The sequence below is a fragment of the Caulobacter sp. P1_B12_2 genome, assembly GCF_056406675.1.
Window position 1 is genome coordinate 1 of sequence record NZ_JBFTZS010000008.1, and the last position, 26704, is coordinate 26704.

The 26704-nt window shown below is 67.5% G+C and carries 19 protein-coding genes; 5 read left to right on the plus strand and 14 right to left on the minus strand.

Translation table 11 applies throughout. From position 1 onward, the window contains the following. Positions 1-26 precede the first annotated feature (26 nt). The 9 genes from AC1DZ6_RS00930 to araD1 all read right to left on the minus strand — a co-directional run bounded on the left by AC1DZ6_RS00930 (position 27) and on the right by araD1 (position 12601). Complete coding sequence (locus AC1DZ6_RS00930; protein WP_477095319.1) at positions 27-2774, minus strand: TonB-dependent receptor; 2748 nt, start codon at positions 2772-2774, stop codon at positions 27-29. Between the two features lie 412 nt (positions 2775-3186). Then, the gene (arfA, locus tag AC1DZ6_RS00935) at positions 3187-4698 is read right to left on the minus strand and encodes an arabinosylfuranosidase ArfA (protein ID WP_477095320.1); all 1512 of its coding nucleotides are present in this window, start codon (positions 4696-4698) and stop codon (positions 3187-3189) included. 15 nt (positions 4699-4713) lie between these two features. Continuing rightward, positions 4714-6024 carry an extracellular solute-binding protein gene (locus AC1DZ6_RS00940; protein ID WP_477095321.1) on the minus strand — a complete coding sequence of 437 codons (1311 nt, stop codon included), beginning with the start codon at positions 6022-6024 and terminating at the stop codon, positions 4714-4716. After that, on the minus strand, positions 6021-6869 hold the full coding sequence (locus tag AC1DZ6_RS00945) for a carbohydrate ABC transporter permease (protein WP_477095322.1): 849 nt from the start codon (positions 6867-6869) through the stop codon (positions 6021-6023). The genes AC1DZ6_RS00940 and AC1DZ6_RS00945 overlap by 4 nt, the downstream gene beginning before the upstream one ends. Next, positions 6866-7747, minus strand: a complete 882-nt coding sequence (locus tag AC1DZ6_RS00950; protein ID WP_477095323.1) for a carbohydrate ABC transporter permease — start codon at positions 7745-7747, stop codon at positions 6866-6868. The genes AC1DZ6_RS00945 and AC1DZ6_RS00950 overlap by 4 nt, the downstream gene beginning before the upstream one ends. Continuing rightward, positions 7744-8841: an ABC transporter ATP-binding protein gene (locus AC1DZ6_RS00955; RefSeq protein WP_477095324.1), complete on the minus strand. Its 1098-nt coding sequence runs from the start codon at positions 8839-8841 to the stop codon at positions 7744-7746. The genes AC1DZ6_RS00950 and AC1DZ6_RS00955 overlap by 4 nt, the downstream gene beginning before the upstream one ends. Positions 8842-9128: 287 nt before the next feature. Beyond that, positions 9129-10655 (minus strand): aldehyde dehydrogenase (NADP(+)), encoded by a 1527-nt coding sequence (locus tag AC1DZ6_RS00960; protein ID WP_477095325.1) that lies wholly within the window; start codon positions 10653-10655, stop codon positions 9129-9131. A 12-nt stretch (positions 10656-10667) separates the two neighbouring features. Next, on the minus strand, positions 10668-11609 hold the full coding sequence (locus AC1DZ6_RS00965) for a Gfo/Idh/MocA family protein (protein WP_477095326.1): 942 nt from the start codon (positions 11607-11609) through the stop codon (positions 10668-10670). Next, on the minus strand, positions 11606-12601 hold the full coding sequence (gene araD1, locus AC1DZ6_RS00970) for an AraD1 family protein (RefSeq protein ID WP_477095327.1): 996 nt from the start codon (positions 12599-12601) through the stop codon (positions 11606-11608). The genes AC1DZ6_RS00965 and araD1 overlap by 4 nt, the downstream gene beginning before the upstream one ends. 365 nt (positions 12602-12966) lie before the next feature. Between araD1 and AC1DZ6_RS00975 the strand changes: the two genes are divergently transcribed. After that, positions 12967-13677: a FadR/GntR family transcriptional regulator gene (locus AC1DZ6_RS00975; protein WP_477095337.1), complete on the plus strand. Its 711-nt coding sequence runs from the start codon at positions 12967-12969 to the stop codon at positions 13675-13677. Positions 13678-13818: 141 nt separating this feature from the next. Here the strand turns inward: AC1DZ6_RS00975 and AC1DZ6_RS00980 are convergent, their stop codons facing one another. Beyond that, positions 13819-15189 carry a glycoside hydrolase family 27 protein gene (locus AC1DZ6_RS00980; RefSeq protein WP_477095328.1) on the minus strand — a complete coding sequence of 457 codons (1371 nt, stop codon included), beginning with the start codon at positions 15187-15189 and terminating at the stop codon, positions 13819-13821. A gap of 260 nt (positions 15190-15449) precedes the next feature. Here AC1DZ6_RS00980 and AC1DZ6_RS00985 point away from each other — a divergent pair, with 260 nt between their 5' ends. The 3 genes from AC1DZ6_RS00985 to AC1DZ6_RS00995 all read left to right on the plus strand — a co-directional run bounded on the left by AC1DZ6_RS00985 (position 15450) and on the right by AC1DZ6_RS00995 (position 21043). Next, positions 15450-17252, plus strand: a complete 1803-nt coding sequence (locus AC1DZ6_RS00985; RefSeq protein WP_477095329.1) for an IlvD/Edd family dehydratase — start codon at positions 15450-15452, stop codon at positions 17250-17252. 75 nt (positions 17253-17327) lie between these two features. After that, on the plus strand, positions 17328-18893 hold the full coding sequence (locus tag AC1DZ6_RS00990; protein WP_477095330.1) for an alpha-N-arabinofuranosidase: 1566 nt from the start codon (positions 17328-17330) through the stop codon (positions 18891-18893). Positions 18894-18991: 98 nt separating this feature from the next. Further along, entirely contained in the window at positions 18992-21043 is a 2052-nt protein-coding gene (locus AC1DZ6_RS00995; RefSeq protein ID WP_477095331.1) for a glycoside hydrolase family 43 protein, read from the plus strand. Between the two features lie 10 nt (positions 21044-21053). Here AC1DZ6_RS00995 and AC1DZ6_RS01000 read toward each other — a convergent pair whose 3' ends face one another. Next, entirely contained in the window at positions 21054-23084 is a 2031-nt protein-coding gene (locus tag AC1DZ6_RS01000) for an MGH1-like glycoside hydrolase domain-containing protein (protein ID WP_477095332.1), read from the minus strand. Positions 23085-23224: 140 nt separating this feature from the next. On the opposite strand from AC1DZ6_RS01000, the gene AC1DZ6_RS01005 reads away from it, so the two are divergent. Next, entirely contained in the window at positions 23225-23563 is a 339-nt protein-coding gene (locus tag AC1DZ6_RS01005; RefSeq protein WP_477095333.1) for a YciI family protein, read from the plus strand. 65 nt (positions 23564-23628) lie between these two features. Here AC1DZ6_RS01005 and AC1DZ6_RS01010 read toward each other — a convergent pair whose 3' ends face one another. The 3 genes from AC1DZ6_RS01010 to AC1DZ6_RS01020 all read right to left on the minus strand — a co-directional run. After that, positions 23629-25206, minus strand: coding sequence for an MFS transporter (locus tag AC1DZ6_RS01010; protein WP_477095334.1), 1578 nt, complete (start codon positions 25204-25206; stop codon positions 23629-23631). A 108-nt stretch (positions 25207-25314) separates the two neighbouring features. Further along, on the minus strand, positions 25315-26424 hold the full coding sequence (gene bglB / locus AC1DZ6_RS01015) for a beta-galactosidase BglB (protein WP_477095335.1): 1110 nt from the start codon (positions 26422-26424) through the stop codon (positions 25315-25317). A gap of 21 nt (positions 26425-26445) precedes the next feature. Next, positions 26446-26704, minus strand: a 259-nt coding sequence (locus AC1DZ6_RS01020; RefSeq protein ID WP_477095336.1) for a glycoside hydrolase family 95-like protein, incomplete at its 5' end; no start/stop codon positions are given.

Consider the following 26704-nt stretch of genomic DNA (forward strand, 5'->3'; position numbering starts at 1 on the left):
GCTCCAGGGAGCCGGGCGCGCGGGTCTTACATCTTCCAGCGGAAGCCGATCAGCACCTGGCGGTCGTAGCGACGGGTGTCGCGCGGATACAGGTGCTTGTCGGTGAAGTAGTCCTTGAACTCGGTGTCGAGCAGATTGACGCCTTCCAGGGTCAGGGTGAGCTTGTCGCCGATCTTGTAGGAGAGGCTTGCGTCCATCTGGGCGGTGTCGTCGGCGATCAGGTCGAAGCCGCTGTTTTCGAAGTTCGGCGTGTCGAGGAAGTGCTTGCGCCAGTTGTAGGCGACGCGGCCCGAGATCGGGCCCTTCTCGTAGAGGACGGCCAGGTTGTAGGAGAACTTCGACAGGCCGCGGAACTCGGTCTTCACACCGGTTAGGGCGTTCTTCATCGAGCCCTCCATGAAGGTCGCGTTGGCCTGCAGGCCCAGGCCGTTGAGCGGGCCCGGCAGGAAGTCGTAGAACTGCTGGTAGCCCAGTTCGACGCCGTCCAGCTTGTCTTTCCCGGAGTTGCTGGGCCGGGTCATGGTGTAGTCTAGGCCGTTGATGGTTTCGGTGGCCTGGGTGGTCTCGATATAGCCGTCGATATTGCGATGGAAATAGGCTGCCGTCAGGAAACCGTCGGCCGAGAAGTACCATTCCAGCGAGGTGTCCAGGCTGTCGGACGTCACGGGCTCGAGGTTCGGGTTGCCGCCGGAACCCGTTCTCGCGGTCGTGTTGGAGACGATTGTCGACAGCGAGATGCCTGGATTGAGCTGGGCGAAGTCGGGGCGGGTGACGGTGCGACCCAGCGACAGGCGAGCCACCAGGTCGGGCCGCAGGTTGAACCTCAGGTTCGCGCTGGGCAGCAGATCGACCGACGAATTCTTCTTCGTGGTCGGCGTGTAGATGAACGTGTCGGTGGCGACGCTATTGCCGCCCAGAGTTTGCTCGGTCCGGACGAGGCGCAGGCCCATCACGCCGCTCCACGGCACGGCGCCCAGATCGCCGCCGATCTTGGTCTGGACATAGCCGGCATAGGTCTTCTCGACGTCGGAGAAGAACATGCCTGGATCGATCTTGCGCTTGCCGGTGACTGGGTCGTTGCGCAGGGCGAAGGTCGCGGCGCTGGTGGCGCCGCGATCGTAGAGCAGCGCCGTCTGGGCCCGCACCTTGTCGGTGTTGTTCAGCAGGTACGAGGCGCTGGGCGTGTACCACTGGGTGGTGATGTAGTCCGGGCCGCCGCTGGCCATCTTTTCGGACACGCCGTTCAGGCCCGGCAGGCTGCTGACCGGCGTGTGGGTGAACGGATAGGCCGCGCCGCCGTAGGATTGGTTGGACTCGGCGCTGCGGTCGGCGAAGCGGACGCCGGCGCTGATCTCGCGGATCAACTCGTCGGCCGGGGCGGTATAGACGACGTCGGCGCGCCAATCGACCGAAGTGCCGGTCTGCTTGCCGTAGTTGTCGAACCAGTTCTCGATATTATAGGCGGCCGGGTTTTTGATGTCGTAGCCCGGGCTGCTGTAGTTCAGCTGGGCGGTGCCGTCGTGGCTGGTGTCGACCTGCACCAGGGGCACGATCGTTGAGCTGTCGAGGATGGGGTTCTCGTACTTGAAGAACGAGTTGGTGACCGACAGGTCGGTCGACAGCTTGAAGCTGCCCAGTTCCTTGTAGCCGCCCGCCGAGAACTGGTTGGTGTTGGAGTGCTGATCGTTGGCCTGGGTCGACATGATCGTGAAGACGTTGTGGTTCGTCAGCGTCTTCAACTGGTTGGTGCCGGGGAACACCGTGGCCGACAGGTTGCCGTCGCCCAGCCAGGGCAAGCCCACCAGGAAGTCCAGCTCGAAGACGTTCTTGTAGTCGGTGACAAAGCCTTCAAAGTAGAGCTCGCTGGTGTCGTCCGGGCGCCATTGCAGGGCGAAGTTGGCCGCCTGACGCTTGCGGTCGCCGGCGATCGGGATGTAGCCCATCACGAATGGGCCCTGGACGTCGTCCTGCGGCGCCGGATGGGCCGCGTTGAACGAGCCGCAGGTCTTGCTCTTGGTCACGCCGTCGGCGCAGAGCGTCTTGGGGTCGGGCCGAACGTTGAACGCCCGCTCCTCATGGTAGTCGCGCTCGACGAACGACACGCCCAGCAGGGCGCCGAACTCACCGGCGCTGGTGTCCCAGCGGTCCGAGGCGGTGGCCCCGAAGTCCGGGTTCCACTGCTTTGCCTTGTCCGAATAGGCGGCGTGGCCGAAGGCGTTGAACTGGGCGCCCGAGAAGTCGAAGGGCCGGCGGGTGCGGATGTCGATCGCGCCGGCGATGCCGCCTTCGATCTGGTCGGCCGCGGCGCTCTTATAGACGTCGACCCGCTGCAGCATGTTGGCCGGCACGTCGGCCAGGGCGATGTAGCGGCCCGTGGTGGTGAACACCTCGCGGCCGTTCAGCAGGGTGACCAAGTTGGGCAGGCCGCGGATCAGCACCGAATTGGCCTCGCCGGAGTCGCGGCGGACCTGGATGCCGGTGACCCGCGCCAGGGCGTCGGCGACGTTGTTGTCGGGCAGCTTGCCCACGTCCTCGGCGACGATGGAGTCGACCACCAGGTCGTTGTTCTTCTTGATCTGCAGGGCGCTTTGGGCGGCCTGGCGCTGGCCGGTGACGACGATCTCGTCGACCGTCTGGTCCTCCTTGGCCACGGCCGTCTGGGCCAGGGCCGGCGCGGCGGCCAGCAAGGTGATGGCCGAAGCGGCCGAAATCAACAGGACCCGATGCGCGGCGCGCGCGGCGGATCGGATCGGCATATCGGCGCCGGTAGTCATGGATTTCCCTCCCAAATCTCATCGTCTCCCCGTCTGCGCGGGGAGCTTCTCGATGAGCGTTATCTTGTCCGACAAATAAATAGGACGCAAGTGTGTTGCACGTGCGCCGCATGAAAAGTGAACGGCGTTCGTCCGCGTAAGCGAGAGGCGGGAACACGACGGTCGCCCGGAGTGATCCCTTGGATTTGGCATATATTTGAGAACTATCAGGAAGTTATGGGGCTGTCGGCTTCGGCCGACGGTCGCCGCGGGGTCTGGTTGCGACGCGATGGCGACCAGGGCGCTCCTGCGCGCCAGTCGCGAAAAATGCGCGAATCTTGGTCAGACAAATAGATCGAATTCACATGACCACGGCTTAGAGCGCCTGTGGCTCAGGACGGCGGCGACCGCTCGGCGGCTGCCGCCGCCCGGATCAGCCACGCGCCAAGCTGACGACATTCCAGGACTGGCGCTTCAGCGTCGCGGTCAGACCGCCGTTTTCCAGCTTGGCGGTCGGGTTGGCGACCGGTGAGACGGCGTCAGGCGCGGCCTTGCTGTTGACCTTCTTCAGGTCCGGGTCGTGCAGCTGGGTCGAACTGGCGATCACCAGATCGTCGGCCACGCCGCGCAGATCGACCGACAGCTCAAGGTCGTCGGTGACGCTGCGGTTCAGGGCGAACAGGGTGGCTGCGCCGGTCTGCGGATCGCGCACGATCGTGGCCAGCAGGTTCGGGACCTCGCCGTGGGCCTTGGTCGGGAACGTGCCGGTCTCGACCTTCAGCTTCAGCACCTCGCCCCGGCCGTGACGGGTGCAGTCGGCGAACGGGTGGAAGATGGTCTGGCGCCAGGCCGGGCCGCCGGTCTCGGTCATGATCGGGCCGATGACATTGACCAACTGAGCCAGGCACCCGGCCTTCACCCGGTCGGCGTTGTTCATCATCACGATCAGGCAGCCGCCCACCACCAGGGCGTCCTCGTGATTGTAGACTTCCTCGATCAGCGGCGGGGCTTCGGGCCAGCCGGGCTTCTTCAGGTCGTCCGGACCGCTGGCCTTGTACCAGACGTTCCACTCGTCCAGCGACAGCATGATCCGCTTCTTCGAGCGGCGCTTGGCCGCCACGGCGTCGGCGATCGCGGCGACCTCGCGGATGAAGTGGTCCAGGTCGTCGATCGTGGCCAGGAACTCGTGGATGTCGTCGGCGTCGTTGCGGCAATAGTGGTGCAGCGAGATGTAGTCGACCTGGTCGAAGCACTGGTCCAACACCTCGTATTCCCACTTGCCGTAGGTCGGCATGGCGCGTTGCGACGAGCCGCAGGCGGTCAGCTCGATGGTGGGATCCACCCACTTCATCACCTTGCCGGTCTCCTGGGCGATGCGCCCATACTCGGCCGAGGTCTTGGCGCAGATCTGCCAGGGACCGTCCATCTCGTTGCCGATGCACCAGAACTTGATGTCGTGCGGCTGTTCGTAGCCATGCGAGCGGCGCAGGTCCGAATAGTAGGTGCCGCCCGGGTGGTTGCAGTACTCCAGGAAGTGGCGGGCCTCGTCCGCGCCGCGCGTGCCGACATTGACCGCGAACATCGGCTCCAGCTCGGCCTTGCGGCACCAGGTGATGAACTCGTTCGTGCCGAACTGGTTGGTCTCGGTCGAGTGCCAGGCCAGGTCCAGGCGGACGGGGCGGTCTTCCTTGGGCCCGACGCCGTCTTCCCAGTTGTAGCCTGACAGGAAGTTGCCGCCCGGATAGCGGACGATGGTGACGCCCAGCTCCTTGGTCAGGTCCAGCACGTCCTGGCGGAAGCCCTCCGGCGTGGCCGTCGGATGGCCGGGCTCGTAGATGCCGCCATAGACGCAGCGGCCCATGTGCTCGACGAAGGTGCCGAAGATCCGGCGGTCCAGCGGGGCCACCACGAAGTCGGCGTCGGCGATGATCTTGGCGGTCAGCATGGCGGGCTCGCGTATCTACAGAAGGTGGAACAGCAGGTCGTTGACGCGTCGCTCGGCGTCGGCGAGGGCGGTGTCGATGGGCTTTCGGCCGGTGATGGCGCTGGCCATCTCGTCGCCGATGATGTCCTGGATCGCGAACTGGCGCTGGACCTGCGGCGGCAGGGTCTGGCCGATCGTGGCCAAGGGCGCGATCGCCTGGCGGTGTGGCAGGGCCTTGAAGCGCGGGCTGTCGATCACCGCCTGCATGGCCGGCAGGTGGCCGGTGCGCGACCAGTCGTAGTCGTGGTCGGCCAGGAACTTCACCAGGCGATAGACCGCCGCCCGCTGCTCCGGCGTCCGCTCGCGATGCGGCACGACCCAGGCGTGGCCGTCGACGAAGGCGGCGTCCTTGGTCCCGAAGATCCGCGGATACGGAACGACCGCGTAGCCGTCGGCCAGCGGCCGGCCGGGCGTATGCGACTCCGCCTCGAAGGTCCCGATCATCCAGGTGCCCACCAGATAGACCCCGCCGTCGCCGTTCATGAAGCCGCTGGTGGCGGCCGGATAGTCCTGGTCGCGGGTCGATAGGTTCTCGTCGTGCAGCTGCTTGAACAGGGCGACGATGCGGTGAGCCTCCGGCGTCGTCAGCTTGATGTGCTTGGGATCGGTGAACATCACCGCGTCCTGGGTCATCAGCCAGGTGTAGAGGTTGCGGGCGTAGCTGGCCTGTTCGTTGGCCATGGCCTGGACCAGATAGGGCTTGCCGGTGGCGGCCTTGAACTGGCGGGCCTGGGCCAGCAGTTCGTCGGCGCTGGTCGGCAGGATCGGCTGGCCGTCCTTGACCAGTCCCGCCTGGCGGAACTGGTTCATGTTGATGTGCCAGAGCGGCGCCCAGTTGTCGAAGGGCAGGCCCCAGACTTGGCCGGTCTTGGTCACCCCCTCGCGGGCGGCGCGGGTGAAGGCGGCGGGGGCGACCCCGACGCTTTCCAGCCCAGGCCCCATCGGCTCGATCAGGCCGCGCGACTGGTAGTCCGAGATCGCCGACATGTGCATGGTCACCAGGTCCGGAGGATCGCCCGCCGCGAACTGGGCCGACAGCTGGTCGTAGCCGGGCCAGGCGGCGATGTTGACCTTCAGCTTGATGTCCGGGTTCTCGCGCTGGAACTGGTCCAGCAGGCCGGTGATGATCTCGCACTCGCCGTCGGGATTGCGCGCCCCGGCCCCGGCCGAGCGGCACTCGCCGAAGATCCGCTGGACGGTGATCTGGGTGACGTCGTCGTGCTTGGCGCAGCCGAACAGGCTCAGGGCGACGACGGCCGCGAGGGCCAGGCGGGCGAGGGTTCTCATCGCACCGCCGCTCCCGACACCGCCCGCACGATGTACTTCTGGAAGAACACGTAGACGACCAGGATCGGCGCGCTGGCGAACACCGCCTGGGCCATCAGGAAGCCCAGTCCGCTGGTCTGGGCGAAGTTGATYTGCGAGCTGGCTACCCCGACCGTCAGGGTGAACATCTCGCTGCGCGTCGCCGAGATCAGCGGCCACCAGTAGTCGTTCCACGACGACAGGAAGGTGAAGATGCCCAGGGTCGCCTGGGCGGGCAGGGTCAGGGGCAGCAGCACCTTCCAGAACACCTGGCGGCGCGAGGCCCCGTCCAGCATCGCCGCCTCGTCCAGTTCGACCGGGATGGCCTTGAAGTACTGGGTCATCAGGAACACGCCGAACGGCGCGGCCAGGCCGGGCAGGATCAGGCCGGGATAGGTGTTGTGCAGGTGCAGGGCGGAAAACAGCTGATGGCGGGTGATGATCACCGACTGCTCCGGCACGGCCAGGCCGAACAGCACCAGGGCGAACAGCCACTTGCGGCCCGGAAACTCCAGCCGGGCGAAGCCATAGCCGGCCAGGGACGACAGGGTCAGCACCCCGGCCGTGGTGCACAGCGAGACCAGCAGGCTGTTGGCCAGCCAGCGGAACACCGCCGCCCGCGCCAGGATCGAGCCGTAGTTCTCCAGGGTATAGGGGCCGCGGAACACCGAAGCGGTGTCGCGCAGCAGCTCGCCGTTCGACTTCAGCGACAGGCCGACGGTCCAGAGCAGCGGCATGACCATGACCACGGCGGCCAGGGTCAGGGCGGCCCAGCCCAGGCGGTTGATCCAGGGATTGCGCCCGGCGGCGCGGTCCAGGGCGCTCATCGGACCGGCTCCTTTTCGCGCGTGGTCACGTACTGCAGCACCGTGGCCACCAGGATCAGGCCGAACAGAATCTCCGAGGCGGCCGCCGCGTAGCCGATGTCCCAGCGCCGGAAGCCGACTTCGTAGATGAACAGCACGATGGGCCGCGAGGCGCCGTTGGGGCCACCCTGAGTGAGCAGCTGGGCTTGGCCAAACAGCTGGAACTGCAGCACGCACTGGATGATCACCACCAGCACCAGGGTCCGGCGGATCGAGGGCAGGGTGATGCGGGTCAGGGCCTTCCAGGGGCTGGCCTTGTCGAGGGCGGCGGCTTCGTAAAGCTCGGCCGGCACCTGCTGCAGGGCGGCCAGGTACAACATCATCGGCAGGCCCAGGCACCACCACACGGTGGTCAGGGCGATGGCCGGCATGACGAGATCGGGATGGCTGAGCAGCGGGATCGGCGGCCTGCCGGCGGCATGCAGGATGTTGGCGATCAAGCCGCCGTCGGGGATCAGCACCAGCCGCCAGATCAGGGTGACGATGGTCACCGACAGCACCGACGAGCTGAAGAACACGCCCCGGAAGAAGGCCGCGGCGCGGGTGGGGCGGTTCAGGGCGATGGCCAGGGCCAGGGCGATGATCGCCAGCGGCGGCACGGTCAGCAGCACGAAATAGAAGGTGTTGCGCACCGCCTGCAGGAAGATGGCGTCGCGCAACAGCCGGCTGAAGTTCTCGATCCCGACGAACACCTCGCCGCCGAACAGGTCGGCCTTGTGCAGGCTCAGCCACACGCCRGCCAGCAGCGGATAGAGCAGCAGGACGAGGTAGGCGACCAAGTACGGCGTGACGAACAGGCCGTTGACCCACGAGCTCTTGCGGGGCGAGGCGGCGCTCATGGCCGCGTCTCCACTGGGGCCGGGGCGTAGTGGGCGCGGTCGTCCGCGTCGAACAGGTGCGTGGCGCCGTCCAGGGCCAGGCCGACCGCGTCGCCCATGGCCGCGCGGCTTGTCCCGATGTCCTCGGCGGTGATGGCCGCGCCATCGGCCAGGCGCAGATAGACCAGCGTGCGGTCGCCCAGCCGTTCGACGAACTCGACCTTGGCGTCGACCAAGCCCGCGCCCGGCGCGACGACTTTCACGGCCTCGGCCCGCAGGCCTAGGCGCCAGGCGGGGCTGGCGGGCAGGGCGGCCAGGGGAACCTCGGTGTCGACCGCCGCGCCGCCTGGCAGGATCGCGCGGGCCAGGCCGTCGGCGCCCTCGCCCAGCGTCACGTCCAGGAAGCTCATCGGCGGCGAGCCGACGAAGGTGGCGACGAAGCGATTGGCGGGGCGGGCGTAGATCTCCATCGGCGTGCCGACCTGCTGGATCTTGCGGTCGCTCATCACCACAATGCGGTCAGCCAGGGTCATGGCCTCGACCTGGTCGTGGGTCACCAGGATCATCGTCGCCTGGACCCGGCGGCGCAGCTGGGCCAGCTCCAGCCGGGTGCGCATGCGCAGGGCGGCGTCGAGATTGGACAGCGGCTCGTCGAACAGGAACAGGTCCGGCTTCTTGACGATGGCCCGGCCGATGGCGACGCGCTGCCGCTGGCCGCCCGACAGCTGGCCAGGCTTGGACTGCAGGAAGCGCTCGATCTCCAGGATGCGGGCCGCCTCGGCCACGCGCGCCTCGATCTCGGCCTTCGGGACCTTCGCGTTGCGCAGGCCGAACGCCATGTTCTCGAAGATCGTCATGTGCGGGTAGAGGGCGTAGTGCTGGAACACCATGGCCACGCCGCGGTCGCCCGGCGCCAGGGCGTCGACCCGGCGGTCGCCGATGTGGATTTCGCCCGTCTCGACGGTCTCCAGCCCGGCGATCATCCGCAGCAGGGTGGACTTGCCGCAGCCCGACGGGCCGAGGAAGGCGATGAACTCGCCGGACGCGATGTCGAGCCGGATGTCGTCGAGCACGGCGACGGAACCGAAGCTCTTGCTCAGATGGTCAAGCCGCACACGCGCCACGCATCCACTCCCGGACGGCCCCGGCGACGCGCGACGGAAGGCTGGCGTGACGCCGTCGTTTCCCCCATCGCACGGCGCTGAGCGCCATTGTTTCCGCCCGCCTTGATGGAGGGCTGGTTCTTGTCTGGGTTATTTACTCAGACAAAAGCGGGATAACGATGATTTCACCGGGGTGCAAGGCGAAAATTGGGTCGTGAAAGACGTCAAAACGCCCTGCCGCTCGGCGTGAGCGACAGGGCGTTTGTATTTGTCGGACTATATCGCTGCGTAGCGGGAGCTTACAGCACCCCGTCCACGGCCCGCCGCACGCCCAGCGGATTGTCCGCCTTCAGCGCCGGCGGCAGCAGGGCGTCGGGGATGTCCTGGTAGCAGACCGGGCGCAGGAAGCGCTCGATGGCCCGGGTGCCGACCGAGGTTCCGCGCGGGTCGGAGGTGGCCGGGAACGGGCCGCCGTGGACCATGGCGTGCGAGACCTCGACGCCGGTCGGCCAGCCGTTGGCCAGGATGCGGCCGGCCTTGCGCTCGAGGATCGGCAGCAGCGGCCGGACGGCCTCGGCGTCGGCGGGGTCCATCTGGACGGTGGCGGTCAGCTGACCTTCCAAGCCTTCGAGGGCCGGCGCCAACTGGCTGATGTCCTTGACGCGAACGATCAGCGACGACGAGCCGAACACCTCGTGGCTCAGCACCTCGTCGCGCTTGAAGGTGTCGGCGTCGACCGCGAACAGCGCGCCGACCGCCTGGTTGACGCCGTCGCCGACGCAGCCGCGGGCCAACTGCTCGACGCCTTCACGACCGGTGAGCTGGCCGACGCCCTGCTCATAGGCGCCGAAGATGCCGGGGGTCAGCATGACGTGCGGCTGGGCGGCGGTCAGCGCCGCCGTGGCGGCGGCTTCGAAGCGGTCGAGATCGGGGCCTTCCACGGCGAAGACCAGGCCGGGATTGGTGCAGAACTGGCCGGCGCCCATGGTCAGCGAACCGACGAAGGCCGTGCCCAGCGCTTCGGCCCGGGCGGCCAGGGCGGCGGGCATCAGCACCACCGGATTGATGCTGCTCATCTCGGCGAAGACCGGGATCGGCTCGGGACGTCCGGCGGCGATCCGCATGAAGGCGGTGCCGCCGGCCCGCGAGCCGGTGAAGCCCACGGCCTTTACGCGCCGATCGGCGACCAGACCCGTGCCCAGGGTGCGTTGCTGGCCGATCAGGATGGCGAAGACCCCGGCGGGCAGGCCGGCGGTCTTGATCGCCTTGTCGATCGCGCTTCCGACCATGGCGCCGGTGTTGGGATGGGCCGAGTGGCCCTTGACGATCACGGGGCAGCCGGCCGCCAGGGCCGAGGCGGTGTCGCCGCCGGCCGTCGAGAAGGCGAGCGGGAAGTTGCTGGCGCCGAACACCACGACGGGGCCCAGCGGGATGAAGCGTTGGCGCAGGTCGGCGCGGGGCAGGGGCGTGCGCTCGGGCAGGGCCGGGTCGATCCGCGCGCCGATCCAGTCGCCGCGCCGCACGACCTGGGCGAACAGCCGGAGCTGGCCGCAGGTGCGGCCGCGCTCGCCGGTAATGCGGGCCTGGGGCAGGCCGGTCTCGGCCATGGCGGTCTGGATCAGTTCATCGCCCAGCGCCTCGATCTCGGTGGCGATCGCCTCGAGGAAGGCCGCGCGGGTTTCCAGGTCGGTCTCGCGATAGGTGTCGAAAGCCGCGGCGGCGGCGGCCAGCGCGGCCTCGATCTGGGCGGGACTTGGCTCTGGGAAGCTTTGGCCGAAGTGTTCGTTGGTGGCGGGGTTCAGGGCCCGCAGCGCGGCTTCGGCCATGGCTGTCTTTCTCTATTCAATGAACGCTGGAGCAACGACCCGTCGGCCCAGCAGGAAGGCGTCGGCGACGTGACGCAGCGGACTGACATCGACATCGCTGGCGGCGTCGGCCACCAGACGCGCGAAGGCGTCATAGAGGCCGGCATATTCGGCGTCCGGCCCCTCGCGAAGCAGGACGTCGTCGATCCACAACTTGGCGCCGCCGTGCGACAGCTTCAACATGTTGTTACCGGTATCTTCGCTCTCGACCTCGACCGTGATGTCCCAGCTTTGCGGGCCGGCCTGCAGGAAGTCGAACTCGGCATGGATCGATGCTCCGGCCGCATCGGAAAAGTCCAATTCGGCCTGGATCGGCGACTGGCAGTTCTCGGGCACGTGCAGCGTGGCGCTGGTGAGGAAGAACGGCTGGGGCAGGATGGCCGTGGCGATCGACAGGGCGTTGATGCCCGGGTCGAACACGCCCAGCCCGCCGGCCTCCCAGATCCAGGCCTGGCCCGGATGCCAGACGCGCACATCCTCACGCCAGTCGATGCGCACGGACTTGATGGTCTTGTCGGCCAGCCACGCGCGGGCCGGAGCCACGCCCTGGGCGTAGCGCGAGTGCCAGGTGGTCTGCAGGGTCAGGCCGCGCGCGACGGCGGTCAGGCGCAGGTCCTCGACCTCGCTCAGCGTCGCGCCGGGCGGCTTTTCCAGCATCACGGACTTGCCGGCCGCCAGGGCCAGGTGGGCCAGGGCGTGGCGCGGCTGGGGCGGGGTGCACAGCGACACCGCGTCGACCGCGATGTCGCTGGCCAGCAGCTCGGCCAGGGTCGCGAAGTGGGCCACGCCATCGAGGTCGGCGTTGCGGCTGACGACGGCGACTAGCTCGAAGCGGTCGTCGGCGGCGATGGCGGGCAGATGCTGATCGCGGGCGATCTTGCCCAGACCGACGAGAGCCAGGCGGATCGGGCTCACAGGCTGCGCACCGTCACCGGCTTGTCCTGGGCTTGGGCCAGGGGGTTGCTGACGGGGTAGAGGAACGGCGCGGCGCCGATCTCGAACACGTCGCCGACCTGGGTCTGGAAGCCTTCCGAGAAGGACAGGGTGGCCGTGCCGAAGAAGTGGACGTGGATGTCGCCCGGCTTGCGGAAGATGTCGTACTTGAAGTGGTGATGCTCGAGGTTGGCGATGGTGTGGGACATGTTCGCCTCGCCCGACAGAAAGGGCTTTTCCCAGACCACTTGGCCGCCCCGCAGGATCTTGCTGGCGCCGCGCACGTCGGCGGGCAGCTCGCCGGTCAGCAGCTCGGGGCCGAGGGCCGCCTGACGCAGCTTGGAGTGGGCCAGCCACAGATAGTTGCCGCGCTCGATGATGTGGTCCGAGAACTCGTTGGCCAGGCAGAAGCCCAGGCGGTAAGGGGTCCCGTCCGGACCGATGATGTAGACGCCGGCGATCTCGGGCTCCTCGCCGCCGTCCTGGGCGAAGGCGGGCGAGGTGAGTGGGGCGCCGTGGCCGACCACGTGCGAACCGTCGCCCTTGTAGAACCATTCTGGCTGGGCCCCGACCGCGCCGGCCGCGGGCTTGCCGCCCTCGACGCCCATCAGGAACATCCGCATGGAGTCGGTGAGCTGCTCGCCCGCCTGGGCGGCCTTGTGCATCTTGTCGCGCCCCTCGGCCGAACCCAGGTGGGTCAGGCCGGTGCCGGTCAGCACCAGGTGGGCGGGATCGGGATGGTCGATCGGGGCCAGCACCCGGCCTTCGGCCAGAGCGGTGGGGATGTCGACCTCGGCGCCGAGCGGGTGGGCCTGGGCGGCCTCGGCCAGGGTGGCGCCGGCCGCCAGGGCGGCCTGGGCCAGAGCCAGCAGGGTGTCGGCCACCTCGACCTTGCGGGCCAGGCCCGCGTCGTTGACCGCCGCGAGGATTCGCGTCCCGCCCTGTTCCTTCAGTTGCACGAACCGCAGCACCATGGCTGTCGTTACCTCCCAGCGGGTTTGGCTATTTAGTCAGACAAATAGCGATCTACCGTGCGGTGTCAAACCCGGATCGACAGGCCGGCAGCCGCGATCCGAACCGGGCCGGGGGCCGTGGAAACACGGGAACTGGCGCAAACCCGCACCCGGTCGGGGTTTGGCAATCGTCATACTTTTGCATCCCAAAATCGGCTTGGCGTGATCGGCGGCGCGCTGCGAAATCCCTTGTCTGCGCACAAACTGTCTCGCTAGTGTCGCGCTGCGTCGAGATCGGCGGGCGGACGGGAGCTTCGTCCATCGACTGGACAGGGAGCGAAGCGCGCGTGCGGAAGAAGAAGGACAAGGCCGGGGACGGAGAATTCGTGCGGGACAGCCTGGCGGCCACCAGCCGAATCCACGGCTCGATCGCTCGCACCCTCGGCGTGGCCATCGTCTCGGGTCAGTACCAGCCGGGTGACATCCTCAACAACGAGATCGATTCCAGCGAGCAGCTGCAGGTCTCGCGCAGCGCCTATCGCGAAGCCATCCGCATCCTGGCCGCCAAGGGGCTGGTCGAGAGCCGTCCCAAGACCGGCACCCGGGTCACCGAGCGCAGCCGCTGGAGCCTGCTGGACCCCGAGGTGCTGGCCTGGTTCTTCGAGTCCGAGCCCAGCGAGGAGTTTCTCAAGGGGCTTTACGAACTGCGGATGATCGTCGAGCCGGCCGCCGCTGCCCTGGCCGCCGAGCGCCGCGACGACGGCCAGCTGGAGCGCATGCGCAAGGCGCTGATCCAGATGGAAAGCCAGACCCTGGCCACCGACGCCGGCCAGGCCGCCGACCGCGACTTCCACGACACCGTTCTGGAAGCCACCGCCAATGCGGCGTTGTTCACGCTGAGCAGCAGCATCGGCGCGGCGGTGCGCTGGACCACGATCTTCAAGCAGCGCAAGCGCGAGCTGCCGCGCGACCCGATGCCCGACCACTGGAAGGTGTTCGACGCCATCGCCGCCGGCCGGCCGGACCAGGCGCGCCAGGCGATGGAGCGGCTGGTGGGGCTGGCGCTCGAGGATACGCGGGCGGCGATCGAGTCCTAGGGACTGAGGGGCGATCCAACAGACGAGCCTGTCATCCCGGACAAGCGCGCAGCGCGCAGATCCGGGACCGCCCCGAAGTGCTGAGTTCACGCGTCGGTCCCGGGTCTGCGCTTCGCTGCGCCCGGGATGACAAACGCTTTTCTACCCTAGCCGATACAGCCCGGACCCGTGCGCCGGCAGGGTCCGCTCCAGTCGCCCGGCGACCATGCCGTCGGCCTTTCGCGCCCACAGGTCCCGCACGGTGACACGGCCCTTCACGCCCAGAGCCGCAAGGTCCGCGCTCACCGTCGCCTCCGCATCTGTCGTGTTGAACAGCGCCAGGTAACGCGCCTTCGAACCCGGGACCTCCGCCGTCCAGACAACGCTCCCGCGGGCGTTCAACACCGGCTGGTTGCCCGTACTCCGCTGGTTCACCGCCAGCACTTCGTCATTGGTCAGCAGCGCCGTCGTCGCCGGGTCCAGCTTGCGCAGGTCTCCGCCCATGATCAGCGGCGAGCGGGCGATCGACCACAAGGTCATCATCATGCGCTGCTCGTCCGGCGTGAACCGCGTGGTCCGCTTGCCCAGGTCCAGCACGCCGAGCGGCAGCATGTCGGCGTCGGGCCAGCAGCCGGGGATGCGGTGGGGATTCCAGCGCTCCAGACGCCCGAACTGCTCCAGCAGCAGCGGCCACTGGTCCCAGAAGTCGTCGCTGATCCGCCAGAGATTGGCGTGGCGCTGGACATGCTCGGCCGCGTCCAGCGGCGTCTCGCCGGGCGACAGGCTGAGCACCATCGGYCGGCCGCAGCCGTCGATGGCCTTGCGCACGGCTTCGATCTCCGGCGCGTGATCGTGGTAGGGCCGGCTCATGTCGTCGACCTTGACGTAGTCGACGCCCCAGGCGGCCAGCAGCTTGAAGACGCTGTCGTAATAGGCCTGGGCGCCGGGCTTCGTCATGTCCACGCCGTACATGTCCGGGTTCCAGGGGCACAGGCTGGAGCGGTCGACGATGTCGCCGATGCGGACGTCGGTTCCCAGCACCGGCAGGTTCCGATCCGCCGCCTGGCGGGGCGCGCCGCGCATCAGATGGATGCCGAACTTCAGGCCCAACGCGTGCAGCCGGTCGCCCAGCGGCTTGAACCCCGCGCCGTTCGCGGAGGACGGGAAGCGGTTGATCGCCGGCAGCAGCCGGCCCCAAGGGTCCAGCTCAAGGTGGGCGTCCTTGCGATAGTCGAAGCCGACAGCCCCGGGCTCGTACCACTGGATGTCGACCGTGAGGACGTCGTACCCGTGCGGCAGCAGGACCTTGGCCATCACCTTGGCGTTGTCGATCGCCTGGTCTTCGGTCAGGGTGGTGGCGAAGCTGTCCCAGCTGTTCCAGCCCATCGGCGGGGTAGGGGCCAGGCGGCGAAAGGCCAGGGAATTGGCGGCGCGGGCCATTCCCGAAAGCCAGGGCGCGGTGACCGAAGCGGCCAGCAGGGCCCGGCGCAGGACGCGGAATTGGCCCGTCGCGAGCGGATTTTTCGAGTTCATCGGCGCCTCCCGCGCGACCTATCGTCCGACAACTGCGGGCGAATGATTTTCTTGTGCGTTCAATTGGAAAACACGGCTTGCCGGCCTTGTCGAGCGGTGCAGCTCTCACGTTGACGCCGCGTCGTGGCCGGTATAGTCAGACAAATAAACAGGGGTGGAACGAACGGGATGTCGATCGCGCCGCTCAGATGGCGGATAATCCTCATGGTGTCCCGCCAGGCCCTCCCGYTGTCGCCGACCGCCGCCTATCAAGGACTGTCATGAGCTCTGCCGCCGTTCCGCCCCGCGCCCTTCGCTCGCGCGCCTGGTTCGACAATCCGGACAACGCGGACATGACGGCGCTCTATCTCGAGCGTTACCTGAACTTCGGCCTGTCGCTGGACGAGCTGCAATCGGGCAAGCCGATCATCGGCATCGCCCAGACCGGCAGCGACCTGTCGCCCTGCAACCGCCACCACCTGGTCCTGGCCGAGCGCATCCGTGAAGGCATCCGCACGGCCGGCGGCATCGCCCTGGAGTTCCCGGTCCATCCGATCCAGGAAACCGGCAAGCGCCCGACCGCGGGCCTGGACCGCAACCTGTCTTATCTGGGCCTGGTCGAGACGCTGTACGGCTATCCGATCGACGGCGTGGTTCTGACCATCGGTTGCGACAAGACCACTCCGGCCTGCCTGATGGCCGCCGCCACGGTCAATATCCCGGCCATCGCCCTGTCGGTCGGCCCGATGCTGAACGGCTGGCACAAGGGCCAGCGCACCGGCTCGGGCACCATCGTCTGGAAGGCCCGCGAGCTGCTGGCGGCCGGCGAGATCGACCGCGCCGGCTTCATCAAGCTGGTGGCCAGCTCGGCGCCCTCGACCGGCTATTGCAACACCATGGGCACGGCCACGACCATGAACTCGCTGACCGAGGCGCTGGGCATGTCGCTGACCGGCTCGGCCGCCATTCCCGCGCCGTACCGCGACCGGCAGCAGAACGCCTACGAGACCGGCCTGCGCATCGTTGAGCTGACCCAGCAGGACATCAAGCCGTCCGACATCCTGACCCGTGACGCCTTCCTGAACGCCATCGTCGTCAATTCGGCCATCGGCGGCTCGACCAACGCTCCGATCCACCTGAACGCCCTGGCCCGCCACATGGGCGTTGAGCTGAGCGTCGACGACTGGCAGACCTACGGCGAAGAAGTGCCGCTGCTGGTCAACCTGCAGCCGGCCGGCGAGTATCTGGGCGAGGACTATTACCGGGCCGGCGGCGTGCCGGCCGTGGTCAACCAGCTGATGGGCCAGGGCCTGATCCGCGAGGACGCCCTGACCGTGTCGGGCAAGACCCTCGGTGAAGCCTGCCGTGGCGTCGAGATCGAGGACGAGGCGGTGATCCGCCCGTTCGACAAGCCCCTGGTCGAGCGCGCCGGCTTCGTGGTCATGCGCGGCAATCTGTTCAATTCGGCGATCATGAAGACCAGCGTGATCACCGCCGAGTTCCGCGACCGCTACCTGTCCGACCCCGACGACCCGGACGCCTTCGAGGGCGAGGCGATCGTGTTCGACGGTCCCGAGGACTACCACCACCGGATCGACGATCCGTCGGTGGGCATCACCGAGCGCAGCGTGCTGTTCATGCGCGGCGCGGGACCGATCGGCTATCCGGGCGCGGCCGAGGTCGTGAACATGCGGGCCCCCGACTACCTGATCAAACGCGGCATCCACCAGCTGCCCTGCATCGGCGACGGCCGCCAGTCGGGCACCTCGGGCTCGCCCTCGATCCTCAACGCCTCGCCCGAGGCGGCGGCCGGCGGCGGTCTGGCCCTGCTGAACAGCGGCGACCGCGTGCGGGTGGACCTGCGCAAGTCGCGCGTCGACGTGCTGGTCACGCCCGAAGAGATCGTCGCGCGGCGCAAGGCGCTCGAGGCGGCCGGCGGCTTCAAGTATCCGGAAAGCCAGACGCCCTGGCAGGAAATCCAGCGGGCCATTGTCGGCCAGATGGAGACCGGAGCGGTGCTGGAGCCGGCGGTCAAGTACCAGCGCATCGCCCAGACCAAGGGCCTGCCCCGCGACAATCACTGAGCCGGGCGTCGATCCGGCGCTGATCCAAACCACCGAGACAAACGCCGGCCAACGGCGAGCCTAGGGAGAAATACCGTGAAGCTGACCACGCTGAAGCACGCGCTTGTCGCCGGACTGGCCACCGCCGCGTTGGCGGCCGCTGGCGCCGCCTGCGCCCAGACCGCCGTAACGGGCGCGCTGCGCGCCGACCAGCCGGGTCCGGTGATCCAGCCCGAGGTGTATGGCCAGTTCGCCGAGCACCTGGGGCGGGGCATTTACGAGGGCGTCTGGGTCGGCGAAGACAGCAAGATCCCCAACACCCGGGGCTACCGCAACGACGTCGTCGCGGCGCTGAAGGCCATCAAGGTGCCGCTGGTGCGCTGGCCCGGCGGCTGCTTCGCCGACGACTATCACTGGCGCGAGGGCGTGGGCCCGCGCGCCAAGCGGCCCGTGAAGGTCAACGTGGTCTGGGGCGGCGTCGAGGAGCCCAATAGCTTCGGCACCAACGAGTTCATGGACTTCGCCGAGCTGATCGGGGCCAAGACCTATGTGGCCGGCAATGTCGGCACCGGCTCACCGCAGGAGATGGCCGAGTGGATCGAGTACATGGTCTCGCCGACCACCTCGACGATCGCCAACCAGCGACGCGCCAACGGTCGCGACAAGCCCTGGAAGCTCGACTATTTCGGCGTGGGCAATGAAAACTGGGGCTGCGGCGGCCAGATGACGGCGGCCCACTACACCGATCTCTATCGCAACTTCGCCGAATTCATCCGGGTGCCCAAGGGCACCAAGACCGAGAAGATCGCCGGCGGCGCCAACAGCGACGACTACAGCTGGACCGAGACCGTGATGGCCGGCGCGGCCAAGAACATGGATCAGATCAGCGTCCACTACTACACGATCCCCAGCGGCAAGTGGGAGAACAAGGGCTCGGCCACGGAGTTCAACGAGCAGGTCTGGGCCGACACCATGGTCCAGGCCCTGCGCATGGACGAACTGGTCACCAAGCACACCGCCATCATGGACAAGTACGACCCCAAGAAGCGGGTGGGCCTGTCGGTCGATGAGTGGGGCCTGTGGCACGATGTCGAGCCGGGCACCAATCCGGGCTTCCTCTACCAGCAGAACACCATGCGCGACGCGGTGGTGGCCGGCGCGACCCTGAACATCTTCCACAAGCACGCCGACCGGGTGCGGCTGACCGCCATCGCCCAGATGGTCAACGTGCTGCAGGCGATGATCCTGACCGACAAGGACAAGATGGTCCTGACCCCGACCTACTGGGTCTATGACCTCTACAAGCCCTTCCAGGGCGCGACCTCGTTGCCGGTCGAGCTGAACAGCCCGGCCTATACGATGGGCAAGTCCAGCGTGCCGGCGGTCAGCGCCTCGGCGGGAAAGGACGCCGCCGGGGTGGTCCACGTGGCCCTGGTCAACCTGGATCCCAACAAGTCGGCGACCGTGACGCTCAAGCTTTCGGGCGTGACCGGCAAGACCGCCAAGGGCCGGGTCCTGACCGGCTCGACCATGAGCGCCCACAACACCTTCGCGGCCCCCGACGCCGTCAAGCCGGCGGCCTTCACGGCGGCCTCGATCAAGGGCGACGTGCTGACCGCGACCCTGCCGAGCAAGTCGGTGGTGGTGCTGGATCTGAACTAGCGTTCAGCGGCCCGCTCATTCCTCGCCGAGGCAAGGGATGGGCGGGCCGTGACCATGACCGGTCCGCGCCTTCTGGCTTGAGACCTGGAGCAAAGCCCATGAGGAAGGTCTCCGCGGTCCTGCTGTCCTGCGCGACGCTGAGCGTGGCGCTGCTCGCGGCCGTCGCTCCCGCCCAGAGCCAAGCCACCTGGGCGGCCGACAACGGCGACGGGACCTTCACCAACCCGATTTTCTACGACGAGTTTTCCGATCCCGACCTGATCCGTGTCGGGGACGACTTCTACATGACCGGCACGACCATGCACGCCATGCCGGGCCTGCCCGTCCTGCGGTCCAAGGACCTCGTGAACTGGGAGTTCCTGTCCTACGCGGTCGACAGGCTGGATCTTGGGCCGGCCTATCGTCTGGAGGGCGGCGACGTCTACGGGCGCGGGATCTGGGCGCCCAGCTTCCGCTATCGCGACGGCGTCTTCTACATCTTCTCCAACGTCAACGGCGAGACGACCCAGGTCTTCACCGCGACCGACCCGCGCGGTCCGTGGACCCATCGCCAGATGAAGCGGTCGTTTCACGATCTTTCGGTGCTGTTCGACGATGATGGAAAGGCGTGGGTCGTCTGGGGGTATCGCGATCTCAAGATCGGACAGCTGAACGCCGACCTGACCGACATCGTCGAGGGCACCGAGCGCACCCTGTTCGATCGCGACGCGGGAATGGGCGAGGGCGCGCACCTCTACAAGATCGACGGCCGCTACTTCATCATCAGCGCCTGGTGGAACGGCCGCATGCGCATGCCCGCCGCGCGCGCCGACAATCTCGCCGGCCCCTGGGAGGTCAACAGGGCCATCAGCATCGACGAGGATTTCGGGCTCGCCGAGGGCTACCGGCTGAAGGACTCGAACGGACCCGCCTTCGATCTCGTCGCGCCCAATCCCGAACCTCGCGGCCGCATGTCGCTGCATCAGGGCGGCGTGGTGCGGACGCCGAAGGGCGAGTGGTGGGGGTTCTCCATGCTCGACTACAATTCGGTCGGTCGCCTCGTCGCGCTTTCGCCGATCACCTGGAAGGATGGCTGGCCCTTTTTCGGTCTGCCGGGAAACCTGGGGCGAACCCCCCGAACCTGGGTCAAGCCCAAGAGCGACGCCGTGTCACCGATCCGGGCCCCCTATGAGCGGAGCGATACGTTCGACGGGGCGCGGCTGAAGCCGATCTGGCAGTGGAACCACGTTCCGGATGACACGCACTGGTCGCTCACGGAGCGGTTGGGCTTCCTGCGCCTTCGCACCCTTCCGGCGACCTCGTTCTGGGAAGCCCGCAACAGCTTGACCCAAAGGGCGATCGGGCCGCGATCGCAGCCGACCGTCGTCCTGGACGCCGCGGGTTTGAAGGATGGCGACATCGCGGGCCTGGCGCTTCTGAACATGCCCTATGCCTGGATCGGCGTGGAGCGCGCGGGAAGCGACCTCGCGCTCGTCGAGTTCGACAAATCGACCGGGGCGAAGGTGTCCACGCCGCTCGCGGGGAGCCGGGTCTGGCTGCGCGCCGACTGCGATTTCCTGACGGAAAAGGCGCGGCTCAGCTATTCGACCGACGGCCTGATCTTCAAGCCGGTCGGCGCGGTTTTCACCATGGTCTTCTCGCTCCGCACCTTCCAGGGCGTGCGCTATGCGCTGTTCGGCTACAACACGAAGGGCGTCGAAGGCGGTTATGCCGACTTCGACGGCGTCACGGTTCACGAGCCGAACCCCAGGGGCCTGCAGAGACCCATTCCCTTTGGCGGCTCCATCCGGCTCGCGGCGCTCGGTTCCCCGCTGGGACTGAGCGTGGTCGGCGGGCAGTTGGCTATCGGTCCCCCTCGGGCCCTCTCGGTCGTCGACATGGGCCAGGGGCGCGTGGCGCTGAAGGTTGGGGAGGACTTCGTCTCGGTCACCCCCGACGGCGCTGTCAGACTGGATCGTCGCCCGAGCGTCCCGGCGCGTGCGTTCCAATGGATCGAGACGCCGACCGGGCACCTCGTGCTGATGTCTCTCGAAACCAACCGTTTCCTCACGCTCGACCTGAAGCAGGGGGCGATCACCAGCCTGAGCCCAGGTCCTCGGCCGGACGGCGCCGACGGCGCGCGGCTGAGCTGGACGCTGGATCCAAACTGAAGGCGGGCGCTCAGAACACCTTCATCTCGACCAGCCGCATGTCCTTGCCGGGCGCGAGATCGAACACCGCTCGCAGCTTCGACGTCGTGACCGGCGCCCAGGTCGTCCGGTCGACGCCGTTGGCGAGCGGCGCGGCCACCTTGGCCACCTCCACCCACTTGCCCTCCCGCCACGCCTCCAGCCGATAGCGCGTCGGCCCGGCGAAGGCCTTGTCGTCGGCGAAGACGCTGAGCTCGGCCGAGCGCACCGTCACCGGCTTGCCGAAGTCCACAGCGAACCACGGTTTTTGCTGACCCGCGCCCGGCGACCATCCGTTGGCCATTTCCGGGAAGAACCACACGCGGCCGTCCAGGGCCTGATGCACGGTCTTGGACTCGGCGCCGGCCGAGGCCTCGCCGCGCGGATAGTCCGAGCGCACCAGGTTGACGGCCAGGTCGATCGGCCGGGCGATAGACGCGGCCGGCTTCCGCGCCAGCGGGACGGTCAGCTTGGTCAGGGTCGGCGAGGCGGCGACCTCCTGGCCGTCCACCGTCACCACCAGGCCCTGGCGGCCATAGCGCGACCCGTCGGCGTCCCACGAGATCCCGACCAGATGGCCGTGATAGGGCGCGTCCTGCAGGCTGAAATACTTCAGGAAGTTCGGATCGGCCGGGTCGACGGGCGCCAGCGGATTGACCTCCAGCACGTCGTCGGCGCGCGGGCGCAGGCCGACCAGGCCGCTGATGACCAGATCGACATAGCCGGAGTGATTGTAGTGGTGGCTGCGGTCCAGGCCGACGATCGCCTTGCCGGTGGCGGGATCGTAGTCCTCCTCCAGGTTCGGCTTGCCGTCCTTGAAGTGCAGCTGGGTGTACTGGGCCAGCATCCGCGCGTAGTCCGAGCGGGTGACCACGTCCTGGCGATAGTCGTTGAGCAGGTTGGCCAGACCTGTCAGCACCTGGGTGGTCTGGAACGGCCAGACCGGTCCGTTCCACTGGCACTCCAGCTCGCCGGTTTCCTTGATGTAGCGGTACTGGCGCATGTAGTGCTCGTACGACGGCTCGACCGTGCGCAGGCCCGCCGGACCGGCCAGTTCGTTCGGGTCGACCGCGTGCTTCCAGGCCTGGGCGTAGGCCGGCGTGTCGTCGGGCAGGCCGAAGGTCCAGGGCAGATAGCCGACCAGTTCGCGGCCCCGGATCGGGTCCCAGTACTTCACGTGCTCGTTGTTGACCCGGTAGCGGTCGATGAAGTGGGCGAAGTCCTGGCTCCACAGGCTCTTTTGCACCTGGGCCTTCAAGTCGTCGGCGCGGGCGGCGTAGTCGGCGGCCGTGGCCGTGTCGCCGGTCAGGGCCGCCAGCCGGCTGATCGCTCGGGCGTTGGCGTACATGTAGCTGTTGATCGAGGGGCGGAAAGCCTGGCCGCCGGTGAAGCCGTCCTTGCCGCCCGAGGCGTCGATCGAGCTGATCGTATATTCGGTGGCGTCCAGCAGTGGCTCGATCCAGTACAGCTTCTTGTCGAAGTCGTAGTGGTCGTCCCACAGGGCGTAGACGTGCTTCATCGCGCCGAGGTGGCGGGTGGCGGCGTCCTGGTCGCCGTCGACCAGGAAGCGGGTGAGGGTCGCGTCGGCGATGGCCTCGGCGAAGTGGCGGTCGTTGCCGCCGCCCTCGTACATGAAGTCGATATAGTCGCCGGCATAGCGGCGATCGCGCAGCCAGCGGCCCTCCTGGATGTGGAAGCCGGTGGCGTCGTTGAGGCTGGCGTAGGGCTCGCGCTGCCAGCCGACGTCGTCCAGGAACTCGGTGGTGATGTAGCCGCGCGGGCCCAGGTCGCGCTGGTGGGCGCGGAACACGCTCCAGCGGTAGTAGTAGATCTGGTCCAGCTCCCGGTCCGAGGATTCGAACAGCGGGATGTTGCCCTCGTACCAGGGAGCGTCGTTTCCGAAGCGGGCCGTGGCGATGGCGTGGGCGTCCAGCTTCGGCGAGGCCGCCAGGGCCGGCGAGGCCAGGGCCGTCGTCGCCCACAGCGCCAGCGCCAGTCGCGCGCCTCCTCTCGACGTGGCCATCGCATCCTCCCCTCGGATTGTTTTGTCTGAGTATTTAATCAAGGCTCGGCGGCGCCCGCCAGCGTTTCCTTAGCCCCGAGCCGGACGGCGGCGAATGGGCTATGGTCGCCGCGCTTGAACGGTAAAAGGAGGAAATGGCGATGAAGACGTTTCTGGCCCTCTACATGGGCTCGGACGCCCCGATGGACCCCGGCGCGCTCGACCAGGCGACAATCGACAAGGGCATGGCCGCCTGGGGCCAATGGATGGCCGACCACGCCGACCAGGTCGTCGTGACTGGCGGACCGGTGGGCAAGACCAAGAAGACCGGCAAGGACGGCGTGAGCGACATCCGCAACAAGGTCGCCGGCTACGTCGTGGTCCAGGCGGAGTCGCACGAGGCGGCCGCCAAGCTGTTCGAGAACCACCCCCACTTCGCGATCTTCCCCGGGGACTCGGTCGAGATCATGGAGCAACTGCCGATCCCGGGGCAGGGATAGGGCAAGCGCGATCTTCAGCCGTCATCCCGGGCGCAGGGTCCGGGATGACGGCGAGAAGGACGTGACTAGCCGCGCCCCCACAGCCGCTCGAAGCGCCAGCCGGTCAGGTCTTCGACGATCTTCTTGGACTCCGCGCTCTCGGGCTGGGTCTCGCCGGCCCGCAGGCGCTCGACCTCGTGGATCAGGACCTCGTGGGTCTTGGCGTTGAGGCGGAACGACCACGAGACCCACAGGCCCCACAGCATGACCAGGATCGGTCCGCAGACCATCACCAGCACCACGGCGCGCACGGCCTCGGGCGACTGGACCACGGCGGCGCCAGGGTGGGCCTTGTCGGCTGAGACATAGCCGCCCAGGCCGATCAGCGAGGTGGTGACCAGGATGGCGCCCGACTGGGCGATCTTGCGCACGAAGGTCATCACCCCGGCGAAGATGCCCTCGCGGCGCTGGCCGGTGACCGCCTCGTCGATGTCGGGCAGGTAGTTGTAGACGCTCCACGGCACGAAGTTCAGYGTCCCGCGGCCCAGCCCCGCCAGGATGATCGGCACGAACAGCCAGAACAGCACGGTCAGCGACGCGCCGCCGCCGAACAGGTTGCCGCCCAGCGCCGTCAGGCCTTCGGCGAAGCCCGCCGGCTTGATCAGGTAGAAGGCCAGGAACAGCAGCAGGGCGGCGCCGACGAAGCTGATGGCCATGCGATAGGCCGCCGTCGGTCCGGTGCGGATGACCACGTTGATGGCGATCATCACCGAGATCAGCTGGGCGACGTACATGGTCGTCATCAGCTGCGAGATCACCAGGGTGGCGCCCATCATCACCGTGGCCACGAACAGCGGAAAGGCGGTGTTGAAGATGTCCTGCGAGATGTAGCCGCCCAGATAGAGCGACAGATGCTGGCGGAACGCCTTGATGCGCAGGGTCGAGAACAGGTCGCGGAACATGTTGACCGGGATCAGCGCCGCTCGGCCCCAGTCCATGGGCTCGGGCTGGATCAGCTTTTCCGCTTCAGTGTAAGGCCGCTCCCAGGTGAACAGCACGACCAGCAGCACCACCAGGCTGAACAGGCCGCCGAAGATCGCCGCCATGATCAGGAAGGTGCCCGAGGAATCCTTGCCGCCGAAGTGGTTGATGATCAGGGTCGGCAGGTAGGAGGCCAGGATCGCCGAGCTCTGGGCGATCAGCATCCGCGCCCCGGCGAACTTCGCCTTCTTCTTGTAATCCTTGGTCATTTCCGCCGCGAGGGTTTCCCACGGGATCAGGAACATCGTGTAGAGGAACTCGAAGAAGATGAAGGTCGTCAGGTAGTAGGCGAAGGTCTGGCCCGTGACGAAGATCAGGGCGAAGCTGGGCAGCAGCGGGATGGTCATGATCAGAAAGATCTTGCGCCGCCCGATGCGTCGCCCGATCCAGGTGTGACGCAGATTGTCCGAGATGTAGCCGATCAGCGGGCAGGTGATCGCTTCCAGCAACCGGGGCAGGCCCAGGATCAGGCCGGTCTCGACCGCCGACAGGCCGCAGAAGGTGATGAAGAAGTAGGCCAGCCAGCCGGTGATCACGGCTTGCGCGCCGGCCCCCAGCATGTCGCCGGAACCCCAGCCCCAGTAGTTGATCCAGGTGGGTGTGCGAGGTTCCGACGTCGCCATTTGCGTATCATTCCCGAATGTCTTGCAGGGGTCTTGGCGCCCCGTCCGACCCGGTCCCCCAAACTTCAGGCAGGGGCGACCGGATCGGAAATAGGTTTCTCGAAGCGTCTAGATGAAGGCCCGCTGGAACTCGCCCAGCGCCAGGATGGCCAGGGACTGGCCGTAAGGCATCGAGGTCAGGGGGATGTCCTTATAGCCCTGCAGGGTGTCGAACACCGGCGTGCCGAACGACACCTGCTGCAACTCGCCCTTGTCGTCGATATTGGCCAGGACGCCCTTAAGCGCCTTGATGCCGATCGCCTGGTAGTCCTTGGAGACGTAGCGCTTGCGCACGGCCTTCAGAATTCCGTAGGCGAAGCCCGCCGTGGCCGAGGCTTCGGGGTACGAGGTCTCATCGTCGACCAGGGTGCGCCACAGGCCGGTCTCGGCGTCCTGGTAGCGGGCCAGGGCCTTGATCTGGGCTTCCAGGGTGTCGATCAGGAAATCGCGCAGGGCGTCGCCGGGCTTGAGGTCCAGAAGCTCGATGAATTCCGGGATGGCGATCGTCACCCAGCAGTTGCCGCGCGCCCACAGGGCGTCGGCGAAGTTATGCCGGCCCTCGAAGGTCCAGCCGTGGAACCACATGCCGGTCTTGCGGTCGGCCAGGTATTTGACGTGCACCATGAACTGGCGCTTGGCCTCCTCGACGAAGTCGTCGCGGCCCAGCAGCAGGCCGATCTTGGCCAGGGGCAGGACGCTCATCATCAAGGTGTCGTCCCACAGCTGCTGCGGGTTCTCGCTGTTGAAGACGATGTGCTGGAAGCCGCCCTCTTCGGTGCGCGGGCCCTCGTACATCACGTAGTCGGCCCAGGTTTCCAGATAGGGCAGGTAGGTGTGGTCGCCGGTGGCTTCGTACAGATAGGCCAGGGTCAGGAACGGCGAGACGGTGTTGATGTTCTTGGTCGGGGTGCCGGCCTCGAAGCGGTCGGCGAACCACTGGGTCATGATCTCGAACGCGCGCGGATCGGCGGTCATCTCGTACTGCTTCCACAGGCCGTACAGGCCCACGCCGTGGGTCCATTCCCAGTCGTTCCAGCCCTTGGTGTCGATGACGCGGCCGTCGTCGAGGCGCAGCAGGAACTCGCCGGTCTCGTCCTGGATGTCGACCAGATTGCTGATCAGCAGGGCGATCTTGGCCTTGATGTCCTGGGCCTCGAGGCCGTGAGCGAGATTGGGCACGGGTAGTCTCCTTGAAAAGTCTTAGGCGCGGACGAGCTGGTCGCCGCGGGTGCGCAGCGTGACCGATCGTCCGGGTTTGAGGTCGAGGGCCAGCTTGGCTTGCCCATAGCGGATCAGATGCCGGCCAGCTTGGTCGGCGGTGAAGGTGGCGGCGTCGAGGCGACCGTCTTTCCACGCAAGGTCGATGCCCGCCGCGCCGCGCAGGCGCAGGCCCCGCACCGACCCGGTCGGCCAGGCCTTGGGCAGCGCGGGCAGCAGCAGGACGCGGCCGTCGTAGCTC